14 protein-coding genes, 1 tRNA gene and 1 pseudogene are annotated in these 12,814 nt (G+C 66.0%); 8 read left to right on the plus strand and 8 right to left on the minus strand.

The features are described 5' to 3' along the window. The first annotated feature begins 1 nt into the window (after nt 1). The 3 genes from ACIBK2_RS07290 to dmpG are packed head-to-tail and all read left to right on the plus strand — an operon-like array spanning nt 2 to nt 2,761. Nucleotides 2–787: a 2-keto-4-pentenoate hydratase gene (locus ACIBK2_RS07290; RefSeq protein WP_357379702.1), complete on the plus strand. Its 786-nt coding sequence runs from the start codon at nt 2–4 to the stop codon at nt 785–787. Between the two features lie 10 nt (nt 788–797). Continuing rightward, entirely contained in the window at nt 798–1,709 is a 912-nt protein-coding gene (locus tag ACIBK2_RS07295) for an acetaldehyde dehydrogenase (acetylating) (RefSeq protein ID WP_396964663.1), read from the plus strand. A gap of 11 nt (nt 1,710–1,720) precedes the next feature. Further along, nucleotides 1,721–2,761 carry a 4-hydroxy-2-oxovalerate aldolase gene (dmpG, locus tag ACIBK2_RS07300; RefSeq protein ID WP_396964665.1) on the plus strand — a complete coding sequence of 347 codons (1,041 nt, stop codon included), beginning with the start codon at nt 1,721–1,723 and terminating at the stop codon, nt 2,759–2,761. Nucleotides 2,762–2,816: 55 nt separating this feature from the next. Here the strand turns inward: dmpG and hsaB are convergent, their stop codons facing one another. From hsaB to hsaA, 4 genes are all read right to left on the minus strand, one after another. Next, nucleotides 2,817–3,383 carry a 3-hydroxy-9,10-secoandrosta-1,3,5(10)-triene-9,17-dione monooxygenase reductase subunit gene (gene hsaB / locus ACIBK2_RS07305; RefSeq protein ID WP_396964667.1) on the minus strand — a complete coding sequence of 189 codons (567 nt, stop codon included), beginning with the start codon at nt 3,381–3,383 and terminating at the stop codon, nt 2,817–2,819. Nucleotides 3,384–3,403: 20 nt separating this feature from the next. Further along, on the minus strand, nt 3,404–4,309 hold the full coding sequence (gene hsaC, locus ACIBK2_RS07310) for an iron-dependent extradiol dioxygenase HsaC (RefSeq protein WP_396964670.1): 906 nt from the start codon (nt 4,307–4,309) through the stop codon (nt 3,404–3,406). Next, a complete protein-coding gene (gene hsaD, locus ACIBK2_RS07315; RefSeq protein WP_396964672.1) occupies nt 4,309–5,187 on the minus strand; it encodes a 4,5:9,10-diseco-3-hydroxy-5,9,17-trioxoandrosta-1(10),2-diene-4-oate hydrolase in 879 nt (292 codons plus the stop codon). Before hsaD ends, hsaC begins: the two co-directional genes overlap by 1 nt. A gap of 85 nt (nt 5,188–5,272) precedes the next feature. Beyond that, nucleotides 5,273–6,436: a 3-hydroxy-9,10-secoandrosta-1,3,5(10)-triene-9,17-dione monooxygenase oxygenase subunit gene (hsaA, locus tag ACIBK2_RS07320; RefSeq protein WP_396964674.1), complete on the minus strand. Its 1,164-nt coding sequence runs from the start codon at nt 6,434–6,436 to the stop codon at nt 5,273–5,275. 198 nt (nt 6,437–6,634) lie between these two features. Here hsaA and ACIBK2_RS07325 point away from each other — a divergent pair, with 198 nt between their 5' ends. The 3 genes from ACIBK2_RS07325 to ACIBK2_RS07335 all read left to right on the plus strand — a co-directional run bounded on the left by ACIBK2_RS07325 (nt 6,635) and on the right by ACIBK2_RS07335 (nt 9,248). Further along, nucleotides 6,635–7,849, plus strand: a complete 1,215-nt coding sequence (locus tag ACIBK2_RS07325) for a Rieske 2Fe-2S domain-containing protein (protein ID WP_379282030.1) — start codon at nt 6,635–6,637, stop codon at nt 7,847–7,849. Next, nucleotides 7,849–8,181, plus strand: a complete 333-nt coding sequence (locus ACIBK2_RS07330) for a hypothetical protein (protein WP_396964677.1) — start codon at nt 7,849–7,851, stop codon at nt 8,179–8,181. The genes ACIBK2_RS07325 and ACIBK2_RS07330 overlap by 1 nt, the downstream gene beginning before the upstream one ends. Before the next feature lie 125 nt (nt 8,182–8,306). Then, nucleotides 8,307–9,248, plus strand: coding sequence for an NAD(P)H-dependent flavin oxidoreductase (locus ACIBK2_RS07335; protein WP_396964679.1), 942 nt, complete (start codon nt 8,307–8,309; stop codon nt 9,246–9,248). A 3-nt stretch (nt 9,249–9,251) separates the two neighbouring features. Here the strand turns inward: ACIBK2_RS07335 and ACIBK2_RS07340 are convergent, their stop codons facing one another. Then, nucleotides 9,252–9,665 (minus strand): cupin domain-containing protein, encoded by a 414-nt coding sequence (locus ACIBK2_RS07340; RefSeq protein WP_379282033.1) that lies wholly within the window; start codon nt 9,663–9,665, stop codon nt 9,252–9,254. Nucleotides 9,666–9,765: 100 nt separating this feature from the next. On the opposite strand from ACIBK2_RS07340, the gene ACIBK2_RS07345 reads away from it, so the two are divergent. Next, nucleotides 9,766–9,839, plus strand: a tRNA-His gene (locus tag ACIBK2_RS07345). A gap of 40 nt (nt 9,840–9,879) precedes the next feature. Here ACIBK2_RS07345 and ACIBK2_RS07350 read toward each other — a convergent pair. Together ACIBK2_RS07350 and ACIBK2_RS07355 are read right to left on the minus strand one after the other, a co-directional pair. Continuing rightward, on the minus strand, nt 9,880–10,197 hold the full coding sequence (locus ACIBK2_RS07350; RefSeq protein WP_396965930.1) for a hypothetical protein: 318 nt from the start codon (nt 10,195–10,197) through the stop codon (nt 9,880–9,882). Nucleotides 10,198–10,600: 403 nt separating this feature from the next. Continuing rightward, a pseudogene (locus ACIBK2_RS07355) lies at nt 10,601–10,939 on the minus strand (saccharopine dehydrogenase NADP-binding domain-containing protein); the annotation flags it as partial. 94 nt (nt 10,940–11,033) lie between these two features. Here ACIBK2_RS07355 and ACIBK2_RS07360 point away from each other — a divergent pair. Then, complete coding sequence (locus ACIBK2_RS07360; RefSeq protein WP_396964681.1) at nt 11,034–11,951, plus strand: AraC family transcriptional regulator; 918 nt, start codon at nt 11,034–11,036, stop codon at nt 11,949–11,951. A gap of 37 nt (nt 11,952–11,988) precedes the next feature. On the opposite strand, the gene ACIBK2_RS07365 is transcribed toward ACIBK2_RS07360, so the two are convergent. Beyond that, nucleotides 11,989–12,741: a DUF427 domain-containing protein gene (locus tag ACIBK2_RS07365; RefSeq protein WP_396964683.1), complete on the minus strand. Its 753-nt coding sequence runs from the start codon at nt 12,739–12,741 to the stop codon at nt 11,989–11,991. Between the last annotated feature and the right edge of the window lie 73 nt (nt 12,742–12,814).

Raw genomic sequence — 12,814 nt, forward strand, 5'->3', positions numbered from 1 at the left:
CGTGCTGTCCGACGCGGTACGAACCGAATTGGCCGATGAGCTGGAGCTCGCCGAACGGGATCGGGTAGCGATCGATCCGCTGGTCGCCCGGCATCCGGACATCGATGTGGTCGATGCCTACGAGATCCAGCTGATCAATATCCGGCGCAGGCTCGACACCGGCGCCAGGATCGTCGGGCACAAGGTCGGCCTGTCGTCCAAGGCCATGCAGCAGATGATGGGCGTGGACGAACCCGACTACGGGCATCTGCTCGCGGAAATGGAAGTCTACGAAGACGTTCCGGTCGAGGCGGGTCGCTACCTGTTTCCCCGAGTCGAGGTGGAGGTCGGCTTCGTGCTCGGCGCCGACCTGCCCGGCGCGGACTGCACCGAGGCCGACGTGCTCGCCGCCACAGTCGCTTTCGCGCCCGCCATCGAGCTGATCGATTCGCGGATCAAGGACTGGAAGATCGGCCTGACCGACACCATCTCCGACAACGCGTCCTCCGCCGGTTACGTGCTCGGCCCGGAGCGGGTGGCGCCCAAGGACATCGACGTCAAGGCGATCGACGCGGTACTCACCCGCAACGACGAGGTGGTGGCCGAGGGGCGCAGCGACGCCGTGCTCGGCGACCCGGTGATCGCGGTGGCCTGGCTGGCCCGCAAGGTCGCGAGCTTCGGGGTGCGGCTGAAGGCGGGCGACATCGTGCTGCCCGGCTCGTGCACCCGCGCCATCGACGCCAGGCCGGGCGACAAGTTCCATGCCGAGTTCGCTGGACTCGGTTCTGTCCGTTTGCAATTCATCTAGGAGGCTTGTGGTGTCCGACAACGGGACCGTCACCGCCGCGATCGTCGGGTCCGGCAATATCAGTACCGATCTGCTCTACAAACTGCTGCGCTCGGAGGCGATCGAGCCGCGGTGGATGATCGGGATCGATCCCGACAGCGAGGGTTTGAAGCGGGCCCGCGGGCTGGGGCTGGAGACCTCGGCCGAGGGAGTGGACTGGCTGCTCGGTCAATCCGAGCTGCCCGACCTGATTTTCGAGGCGACCTCGGCGTATGTGCATCGCGCCGCGGCACCGAAGTATGCCGAAGCTGGTATCCGGGCGGTGGATCTCACGCCCGCTGCCGTCGGCCCCGCCGTGGTGCCGCCGGTGAATCTCGGCGCGAATCTGGATGCGCCGAACGTCAACATGATCACCTGCGGTGGCCAGGCCACCATCCCGATCGTCGCGGCTGTATCCCGCGTGGTGCCGGTGGTTTACGCGGAGATCGTCGCGTCGGTGTCTTCGGTCTCGGCAGGCCCGGGTACCCGCGCCAACATCGACGAGTTCACCAAGACCACCAGCCGCGGTGTCGAAACCATCGGCGGCGCGGAGCGTGGCAAGGCGATCATCATCTTGAATCCGGCCGAGCCGCCGATGATCATGCGCGACACCATTTTCTGCGCCATCCCCGAGGACGCCGATACCGACGCGATCACCGACTCCATCCATCGGATGGTCGCCGACATCCAGAAGTACGTGCCCGGCTACCGCCTGCTCAACGACCCGCAGTTCGACCCGCCGTCGGTGATCTCCGGTGGCATGGCGAAGGTTTCGGTCTTCGTCGAGGTCGAAGGCGCGGGCGACTTCCTGCCGCCGTACGCGGGCAACCTCGACATCATGACCGCCGCCGCGACGCAGGTCGGCGAGGTCATCGCCGGTCAGATCGTCTCGGCACGGGTGTAAGGAGCGAAAACATGGCTTACTCAGCAGAACTCGATATCCGCGTCACCGATACTTCGCTGCGCGACGGATCGCATCACAAGCGCCACCAGTTCACCGCCACCGAGGTCCGCGACATTGTGGCCGCCCTCGACGGCGCGCGGGTCCCGGTCATCGAGGTGACCCACGGCGACGGCCTCGGCGGGTCCTCGTTCAACTACGGCTTCTCCAAAACCCCTGAGCAGGAACTGATCAAGATCGCCGCGGAGACGGCGACCCAGGCCAAGATCGCGGTCCTGATGCTGCCCGGTGTCGGCGTCAAGGAGGACATCAAGATCTCCCAGGACAACGGCGCCTCGATCTGCCGCATCGCCACCCACTGCACCGAGGCAGACGTCTCCATCCAGCACTTCGGCCTGGCCCGCGACCTCGGCCTGGAAACCGTTGGCTTCCTGATGATGTCGCACAGCCAGCCGCCCGAGGTGCTGGCCAAGCAGGCCCGCATCATGGCCGACGCGGGCTGCCAGTGCGTCTACGTCGTCGACTCGGCCGGCGCCCTCGTGCTCGACCAGGTCACCGACCGCGTCGCCGCCCTCGTCGCCGAACTCGGCAGCGACGCCCAGGTCGGCTTCCACGGCCACGAGAACCTCGACCTCGCCGTCGCCAACTCCATCTACGCCATCCGCGCGGGCGCCACCCAAATCGACGGCAGCGCCCGCCGTTTCGGCGCCGGCGCAGGCAACACCCCCGTCGAGGCCCTCGTCGGCGTCTGCGACAAGCTCGACATCACAACCGGCATCGACTTCTACGCCATCGCCGACGCCGCCGAAGACGTAGTCCGCCCCGCCATGCCCCAGGAATGCCTCCTGGACCGCTCATCCCTGATGATGGGCTACGCTGGCGTCTACTCCAGCTTCCTCAAGCACGCCGAACGCCAAGCCGAACGCTACGGCGTCTCCGCCGCCGAAATGCTCGTCCGCGCAGGCAAACGCAAACTGGTCGGCGGTCAAGAAGACCAACTCATCGACATCGCCCTGGAACTCCAGCGCGAAAAGGAGACCGTCCCCGCAACCTGATCAGCGAACGCGAAATGGCCGAGAAACCAGAGTTTCTCGGCCATTTCGCGTTGCGCTACAACCAGGTGTCGAGGGTGGTTGTGGTGAGGAAGTGTTCGAGATCGGCGCGCCAGGGGGCGGGGGTGGTCTTGTCGGGTTCTATGGCGGTGTATTGGCCGCGGTAGAACAGGAGGGGGCGGCCGGAGGTTGTCGATTCGGTGAGGGCTTGGACTCGGCCGATGACTATGTAGTGGTCGCCGCCGTCTACGACGCTGTCGACGGTGCATTCGATGGTGGCGAGGGCGTCGTCGAGCACCGGGAGGGTCAGCGGGGAGGTGCGCCAGGGGACGCCGGCGAACTTGTCGGGTTCGCGGGAACCGAAGCGGGCGCAGACTTCTCGCTGTTCCTCGGCCAGGACGTTGACGCAGAAGCGGCCGGATTGTTCGATGGCCGCCCAGGAGCGTGACGTCTTGGTGGGGCAGAACAGGATCAGGGGTGGGTCGAGGGAGAGGGCGGCGAAGGACTGGCAGGCGAAACCGATCGGTGCTTCGGCATCATCGAAAGTGGTGATGACGGTGATGCCGGTGCAGAACTGGCCGAGCACGTTGCGGAAGGCGCGTGCGTCGATTTCGGGTTGGGTCATCGCTTCGCTCGCCCTCTCGATCACTGCTGGCGCTGCCCGACCGTGAAGTCGTGGCCCCACAGGCTCACGGCGGTGGATTCGCGCGCAATCCAATCATTGTCGTCGACTTCGAGCCCCTCGCAGCCGAATTCGACGTCGAAGCCGCCGGGCGTCTTCATATAGAAGGACAGCATCTTGTCGTTGACGTGCCTGCCGAGGGTCGCCGACATGCGAACCTTCTTGCGCAGCGCGCGATCCAGGCACAGCCCGACGTCGTCGGCGTCTTCCACCTCGAGCATCAGGTGCACGATGCCGCTCGACGTCGGCATGGGCAGGAACGCCAGCGAGTGGTGCCGCGGGTTGCAGCCGAAGAAGCGCAGCCAGGCGGGTTCACCGTCGGCCGGGCGCCCGACCATCTGCGGTGGCAACCGCATCGAGTCGCGCAGCCGGAAACCGAGTACGTCCCGGTAGAACTCCAGCGCCGCCTGATCGTCCTTGGTGCTGAGCACCACGTGCCCGAGCCCCTGCTCCTCGGTGACGAATCGGTGCCCGTACGGGCTCACCACCCGCCGGTGTTCCAGTGCCGCACCGTGAAACGCCTCCAGGGTGTTCCCGGACGGATCGTCGAAACGGATCAACTCGTGCACCCGCCGATCGGCCAGCTCCGCGGCGGTGCCCTCTTTGTAAGGCACGCCGGCGGTTTCGAGCCGGGTCCGAATATCCTGCAGCTCTGCGGCATTGGCGGTCTCCCACCCCGAGATCTGCAGTTCGTCCTTCTCGCCGGGCACGATCACCAGCCGCGCCGGGAATTCATCCATCCGCAGGTACAGCGCGTCCGGATTCCCGCCCTTGCCTTCGATCATGCCGAGCACCTTGAGCCCGTACTCGCGCCAGGCGGCCATGTCGGTCGCCTCGATGCGCAGGTAGGCCAGCGATCGAATCCCCATCACTTCTCCTTGGAACCGGCAAGGAAATCACTTGTCAGCCGGTTGAATTCGTGGAACTTCTCCAACTGTGCCCAGTGTCCACAACCGCCGAAAACGTGCAACTGCACGCGCGGAATCAGCTTGGTCGCGACCAGTGCGCCGTCGAGCGGATTCACCCGGTCTTCCCGGCCCCAGATGAGCAGCACCGGCTGACGCAGCTGGTAGGCGTCGCGCCAGAGCATGCCCTTCTCGAAATCCGCACCGGCGAAGGACTTCCCCATCGCACGCGCCGCGGCCAGCGATTCCGGCGTGCTCGCCGCGGCGAACCGTTCATCGATCAGCTCGTCGGTGATCAGCGACTGATCGAACACCATGATCCGCAGGAACGCCTCCAGGTTCTCCCTGGTCGGCTGGTAGCTGAACTTGCCGAGCAGCTTGACGCCCTCGGTCGGGTCGGGCGCGAACAGGTTGGTGCTCAACCCACCCGGACCCATCAGCACCAGCTTCCCGGCCAGATCCGGATAGTCCAGCGCGAACCGCACAGCCGCGCCGCCGCCGAGCGAATTACCGAGCAGATGCACCCGCGAGGTGATCTCCAGGTGCGTGAGCAGATCCTTCAGCGCCGAGGCACTGTGCACGAAGTACTGCGGGTGCTCGGTCGGCTTGTCCGACTGCCCGTATCCGGGTTGATCCACGGCGAGCACATGAAAGTTCTGCGCCAGCACCGGGATATTGCGGGAGAAGTTCGACCACGAGGACGCGCCCGGCCCGCCGCCGTGCAGCAGCACGATCGTCGGCCCGTTGCCGACGCCCGCCTCGTGGTAGTGCAGCCGCAGATCCGGCCGCACCTGGGCGAAGCGGGAGGTCGATTCGGCCGTGAGTTCCACGGTAGAGGTCACAGCTCCGCCTCGCTAACGCTCGGCTCCGCTGCGACCAGAGGTGCTGTGTCTATGGTGCCTTCGCTACGCTCAGTCACGTCAACTCCTACACCATCGCGTCGGTGACGGGCAGCCCGAACTCGTGCTGGCCGTACATCTGGTAAGCCCGTTCCGGATCGTTCGCCGCGTGCACCCGGCCCGCGTGCGCGTCACGCCAGAAGCGTTGCAGCGGAGTGCCGTTGGCCAGCGCGGTCGCACCTGAGCTCTCGAACAGCTTGTCGATGGCGGCAATCGAGCGACCGGTGGCACGCACCTGGTCGCGACGGGCCCGCACCCGCAGGTCGAACGGAATCTCCTTGCCCGCCAACAACAGTGCGTACTCGTCGGCCACGTTGCCCGAAAGCTGCCGCCAGGCCGCGTCGATATCGCTGGACGCCTCCGCGACGCGCACCTTGGCGAACGGATCGTCCTTCGCCTTCTCGCCCGCGTAGGCCGCGCGAATCCGCTTGCCCTGATGCTCGACGTGCGCGTCATACGCGCCGTAGGCCATGCCGACGATGGGCGTGGCGATGGTCGTGGGATGGATGGTGCCCCAAGGCATCCGGTACACCGGATCGGTGTTCTGTTCCAGGCCGGGCGCCTGCAGCTCGCTCATCTTGCGGAAGCTGAGGAATCGGTGCCTCGGGACGAAAACGTCTTTCACCACGACGGTATTGGAGCCGGTCCCGCGCAGTCCGACGACGTTCCAGACGTCATCGATCTGATAGTCGTCGCGCGGGATCAGGAAGCTGCCGAAGTCGACCGGCTTGCCGTCCTTGATCACCGGACCGCCGAGCACCGCCCAGGTGGCGTGGTCGGAACCCGATGACCAAGCCCACGAGCCGTTGACGATATACCCGCCCTCGGTCACCACGCCCGCGCCCATCGGCGCGTACGACGAGGAGATCCGCACCTCGGTGTCCTCGCCCCAGACGTCCTGCTGCGCCTGCTGATCGAACAGCGCCAGATGCCAATTGTGTACGCCGACAATGCCCGCCACCCAGCCGGTGGACCCGCACGCGCTGGCCAGCTTGCGCACCGTGTCGTAGAACACCACCGGGTCGGCCGCGTGACCACCCCACTGCTTGGGCTGCAGCAGCCGGAAGAACCCGGTCTCCTGCAGGGCCTTCATGGATTCGTCGGGGATGCGCCGCAGGTCCTCGGCCTCCTGCGCGCGCTCGCGCAGGGTCGGCAACAGCGCGTCGACCCGTTCGGTCACTTCTTGCGTCATCTCGGGACCTGCTCCTGCCTGGTCAATTGGATAACCGGTACTCATTTGCTTCTGAGACTAGAACAGGTTCCTATTTCTGTCGAGAACGGGTATCGATGACGGGTCGTAAGTGGACATGTGCAGGAAGTGATGGGAATCGCTGGCGTGGAACGCCACATTTTTGTAACGTGTTCTAGTACAGAAGGAGGAGGATTCGCGATGGCAGTTACCCCACAGGGGAGCGGTGCGAAGGTCCGGGAGCTCGATGTCGGTACCGTGCCCACCCGCTATGCGAGGGGATGGCATTGCCTCGGTCTGGCCAAGTCGTTCCGCGACGGCAAGCCGCACGCGGTGAATGTGTTCGGCACCAAACTCGTGATCTGGGCCGACAGCGGCGATGAGCTGCGGGTGCTCGATGCCTACTGCAGGCACATGGGTGGCGATCTGAGCATGGGCGAGGTCAAGGGTGACGACATCGCCTGCCCGTTCCACGACTGGCGCTGGTCCGGCACGAACGGCAAATGCACCGCGATTCCGTATGGGAAGCGCGTGCCACCGCTGGCGCGCACCCGGAAGTGGACCACGCTGGAGCGCAACGGCCAGCTGTTCGTCTGGCACGACGTCGAGGGCAGCCAGCCGCCGCCCGAGGTGACCATCCCGCATATCAAGGGCCCTTACACCGATGCGGACGGCAACCCGGTCGAGCAGCTCGACAGCGGCTGGACCGACTGGACTTGGAACTCCATGCTGATCGAGGGCGCGAACTGCCGCGAGATCATCGACAACGTGGTCGACATGGCGCACTTCTTCTACATTCACTTCGCCTTCCCGACCTACTTCAAGAACATCTTCGAGGGGCACATCGCCACTCAGTACTTGAACACCAAGGGCAGGCCGGACATCGGGATGGCGTCCAAGTACGGCGGCGACACCACGCTGACCTCGGAGGCGTCGTACTTCGGGCCGTCCTACATGATCAATCCGCTGGTCAACCTGTACACCGGCTACGAGGTCAAGAGCGTCCTGATCAACTGCCACTACCCGGTGAGCCAGGACTCCTTCGTGCTGCAGTGGGGCATCACGCTGGAGAAGCCGCAGGGCGTCGAGGGCGAGATGGCGGACAAGCTGGCCGCGAAGATGACCGAGGGCATCAGCGTCGGCTTCCTGCAGGATGTCGAGATCTGGAAGCACAAGTCCAAGGTCGAGAATCCGCTGCTGTGCGAGGAGGACGGCCCGGTCTACCAGCTGCGTCGCTGGTACGACCAGTTCTACGTCGACCTCGCCGACGTCACCGACAAGATGACCCAGCGCTTCGAGTTCGAGGTAGACACCACCAAGGCGAACGAGGTGTGGGAGGCCGAGGTCGCGGAGAACCTGCGCCGCAAGCGCGCGGCCGACGAGGCCGCCGCGAAACAGGCGGAGGCCGGGGTCTGATGGCCGCCACCTGGGCGAAAGCACCCGACTTCGCCGACCAACCGGCGCGGCAGGCCGAAGTGCGCGCCCAGACGGTGGTCGACAAGCAGCACTATCTGGAGCAGGGCCTGACACCGCTGCGGTGTCAGGCATGTCAAAGCCAAGTGATGGTGCGGAAAAGCAGTTCGCATCAGACCTCGGTGCAGTGGACCGAGCCGCCGCAGACGCACTGCCCGGTCTTCGCGGAGCTCAGCCGGAACGGCGGCGGTCTCGGTCGCCCCGACTCCTGCCCGCAGTTGGAGAAGACGATCAAATGGGCGGTGGACGAGGGCGTGGTCGAGGTGCCGGAGTAGACGGCATGACAACTTCGGCACCAGTCCTATGGGCAGTTCGCCAAAGTCCTGACTAACCGTTTTCCCATGTCACGAGGGCTGCTCTATTGTCCGGAACGACACTGTTCCGGAGATTGGGGCGCGCGATGGCCACGCACACGGTTGAATTCACCGAACTCACCGCACGGCTGACGGTTCCGTTGATCGCGGCGCCGATGTTCCAGGTCTCCGGGCCGGAACTGGTGATCGCGGCCTGCCGGGCCGGCGTAGTCGGCTCGTTCCCGACCGTGAATGCCCGCACGCCCGAACAACTGTCGCAGTGGTTGTCGGAGATCGACACCGCGTTGGCGTCCGGCGGCGGGCCACGTCCCGCCCCGGTCGCGGCGAATCTGATTGTGCACCCGGGGAATGCGCGGCTGCTGCCGGATCTGCGGGTACTCCAGGAGCAGCCGACCGAGATCGTGATCACCTCGGTCGGAACGCCGCGCGATGTGGTCGAGCCGCTGCACGAGGTGGGTTCGCTGGTCCTCGCGGACGTGGCGTCGGTGCACCACGCGGTACGTGCGGTCGAGTGCGGCGCCGACGGGTTGATCCTGCTCACCGCCGGTGCGGGCGGACAGACCGGCTGGGCGAATCCCTTCGCGTTCGTCCGTGCGGTTCGCGAATTCTTCGATGGGCCGGTGGTTTTGGCCGGTGGCGTGTCCGACGGCGTCGCCTTGCGGGCGGCGATCACCCTCGGCGCGGACCTGGCCTACATGGGCACCAAGTTCCTCGCCACGGCCGAGAGCATGGCCGCACCCGCGCACAAGGACCTGGTGGCCGCGTCCAGCCTCGACGACGTGGTGCTGACCTCCGCCTTCACCGGCCTACCCACCAACATGCTGGCAGGCTCGATGCAATCGCTCGGCATCGATGTCGCCGCCCTGCGCGCCGGAACCTTCGACACCGCAGCACATTTCGCCGACTCCGCCGCACCGAAGAACTGGTCGGACATCTGGAGCGCGGGTCACGCCGCGTCCGGCGTCACCGAGGTGCTCGGCGTCGCCGAACTCGTCGACCGGACGCGGCGCGAATACACGGGAGCGTAAAGCTCAGTCCATCTGGAAGTCGGCGAAGTCGAAGCCGGGGGAGACGAAGCAGCTCACCAGTACGTACTCGTCGCCAGCCGGTCGTGCGGCCTGGCTGACCCCACCCGGCACCACGGCCTGCAGCACCTGACCGTGCTCGACATCGGGGCCGAGCACCACTTCCTCGCCACCGATATTCAGCACCAGCGGGCCGCCGCGATGCCAGAGCCACAGCTCGTCGGAGCGGACCGTGTGCGGCGCGGACTGCTCGCCGGGCAGCAGCAGGAAGTAGATCGCGGTCGCGCTGGACCGTGCGCCGTCGTAGCCCTCCGGCTTGAATTCCACGGCGCTGCGCCAGGTTTCGCGGAACCAGCCGCCCTCCGGGTGCGGTGCCAGGTCGAGCGCTGCGGCGAGTTCGGGTCGGTTGTCGGTCATCATTCGACTATGCCTGATTCGTGGACGATAGTGCCGGGCGTCCCGGTGAAAAACCAGATGACCGGAGCTGAACTGTCGCGCTACCTTGTCTGAACACACCATGGTGGGTGTAGCTCAGTTGGTTAGAGCGCCTGGTTGTGATCCAGGAGGTCGCGGGTTCAAATCCGGTCACTCACCCTAGAAGGCGCCGGACCGGCGCCTTTCCGGGCCCACGGGCTCAGAGTTCCGCGATGCGCCAGGTGATGCCGAACGGCACCAGCGCGTCGAGGAATTCGGTCGCGTCGAAAGCCTCGGCCGCCGCAAGAGCACCCGGCTTCGTGGTGCCCTCGGCCAGTCGGACGGCGACCGCCACCGCCATCAACGCCGAATCGCGGTAGGAGTGCACGCCGCTCACGACGCCGCGGACCGTGCGGCCGTCCACGCCGTAAGCATCGACGACCAGGTCGTAGCGCAGGTTCGCGCTCGGTGCGTCGGGCAGCGAGTCGATGAGGTCGGCGGTGAAGCCGCTCAGGGTGTCGAGGATCGAAAGTGGCAAGCACCCCTTCGACATAGGAGACATCCGAGTGGCGCGGGATCGTAAGTACCGGCGGCTGCGGGAATTTCGCGACCGAGGTCGGAGCGGTGTCGCCGGGGAAGGTCATCGAAGAGTGCCGAGCCACTGCACCGGTGCGGAATTCGCCGTCGGCGTAGTTCCAGCCGCCGCTGCGGAACCAGTCCAGACTCGCCAGCACTGTCTTCGCGCTGCCCTTGGAACCGTTGCCGCCGCTCTTGCTCAGATGGCTGACCACCACCTCGGCCGGACCGGCGACCCGGCGGGTGGTCAGGTAACCGAGCAGGTCGCCGGGCAGATTGCTGTCGGTGACGCCGGAGACCAGGCTCACCCCGGCCGCCTCGGCTCGCGGGCCGAACTCGTCGAACACCTGCTTCAGGAACAGCTGTTCGCCGGACATGTCGGTGTAGTTCGCTCCGGCGTCGATCGCCGCGGCCAATACCGCCGGACCGTGCTCGACGTACGCGGGCAGGCTGCTGATCACCACGTCGGCACCGGTGAACGCGGTGACCAAGGCGTCGTGGTCGGCGAGGTCGGCTACTCGGATCTCGGCGTTCGGGAGATCGGCGGCCACCGCGGCGGCACGGATGCGTGCTTCGTTGCGGCCCACCAGGATTGGGGTGAGGCCGCGACGGTGCAGTTCGGTGAGGACGTAACCGCCGGTGATCCCGGTGGCGCCGTAGACGGCGATGGTCTTGCTGGATTCGGTGGAACTCGTCGATGTCATGGCTCAAACCTATGGTCGGTGCGTGAGTAAACCAATGGTCGTATTACTCGCTGCTATATCTCAAACACTCACTGCGGAGCGCTATGGTGACTGTGTGGACATTCTCAGCGAAACCATCGCCGCTATCCGCACGGGCAGCCCGACCTCCGGGATGTTCATTCGGCACGCACCATGGGGTCGCAGCTATCCCGTCGTACCCGGTGCCGGGTTCCATGTCGTGCTGCAGGGCTCCTGTTGGCTGGTGCCGCCGGGTGGCACGCCGATGGCGCTCGGTGTCGGCGACGTCGTGTTCATGCCGCGTGGCGCCGACCATGTCCTGGTCGACAGCCTCGACAGTTCAGTCGACGAGAAGGCGCAGCCGGGAGAACCGAGAGAGATCACCGGGCCTGGCGTACGCACGGCATTGCTGTGCGGCGCATACGAACTCGGCAGACAGCGGAGCCATCCGATGCTCGACGAACTGCCCGAGTTCATCCATCTTCCGGCTCTTCCCGGTCGTCATCCGGCGCTGCGCGGCGCGGTAGACCTGCTTGCCGCCGAAATCGCCGAGCCACGTCCGGGCAGTGATGCCGCCGTTCCGGCCCTGCTCGAAACATTGGTGCTCTTCACCCTCCGCGCATGGCTCGACGAACAGTCCACTGCTCAATCCACCGGCTGGGCAGGCGCTTTCGCCGATCCGGCGGTCGCCGCGGCATTGCGCGCCGTGCACGAGGACCCGGCCCGCACGTGGACCGTCCCGCATCTCAGCGAGGTCGCCGGCGTCTCCCGCGCCACCCTCGCACGCCGCTTCACCGCCACCGTCGGCGAACCACCCCTCGCCTACGTCACCCGCTGGCGCATGCTCACCGCCGCCCGCCTGCTCCGCGACACCGACGGCCCCCTCGGCACGGTAGCCCGAAAGGTCGGCTACACCTCCGAATTCGCCTTCGCCAAGGCGTTCAAGCGCGAATACGGCCTAGCCCCAGGCCAATACCGGCGCGCCGAAGACAAGCCCCCGCTCGTCGCGGTCTGACGTCGAGGGGGCGGACGGCTCGTTACCGCTGACCGAGTCAGCTGAACGGCGTTTTCGGACGTTCCTGCAGTTCCCCGTCGACGTAGGTGTCGACCTTCTCGTTGTAGAAGCAGACCAGGCCCGCGACCTTCTGGCTCTCCGGTAGCGGCGTGCGGTAGCCCCACACGTAGTCCTTGTATTCCTTGTCCCCGAGGCGGACGGTCCAGTAGTCGGCGGTGCCCTTGTACGGGCAGCTGGTGTGGCTGTCCGATGCGTGCAGCAGGTCCATGCGGACGTCGGTCATCGGGAGGTAATACCTTGCGGGCAGGCCGGTTTCGAAGAGGATGCGTGGGGAGTGCGAGTCCGCGACGGTGACACCGTCGATCTCGACGCGCACGTGCCGGGAGCTGCCGAGGATGTCGACCCGGGAGTAGGGATCGCGCGGGTGGACGTAGACCGGTTCGTCTTCCTCGAACCACTCGTCCATCTTGCTCCACTCGAGCCGCACCAGATCGTTCAGCTCGGTCAGCGGCGAATCGTGGTACCGCAGTGCGGCAGCGGCGGCGGTGGTGCCGTCCACGACCACGTCGTACTCCGTAGCGTCACCACGGCTGGGGGAGTGGTGGGATTCACCGGTCGGCTCGAGTTTCGCCTGCAGATCCGCGGCCCGAATGTAGTAGGTCGGATAGTGCGGACCCTCCCACACCAGTACCGGCTGAGCCGTGTCGGCCACTACCCGGCCACCGAGAAATACCCGAACTCGCTTCTGGCTGGTTTCGATCTTTACCCGGCCTCGCTGCGCATCGCCCATGACATCCGACGGTACTCCCGAGCAGCGTCTCCGGCAGGTATCGCAGACAGCACAGCTGCCTGAACCCTGCTCG

The organism is Nocardia sp. NPDC050175 (assembly GCF_044459885.1).
Classification (GTDB): domain Bacteria; phylum Actinomycetota; class Actinomycetes; order Mycobacteriales; family Mycobacteriaceae; genus Nocardia.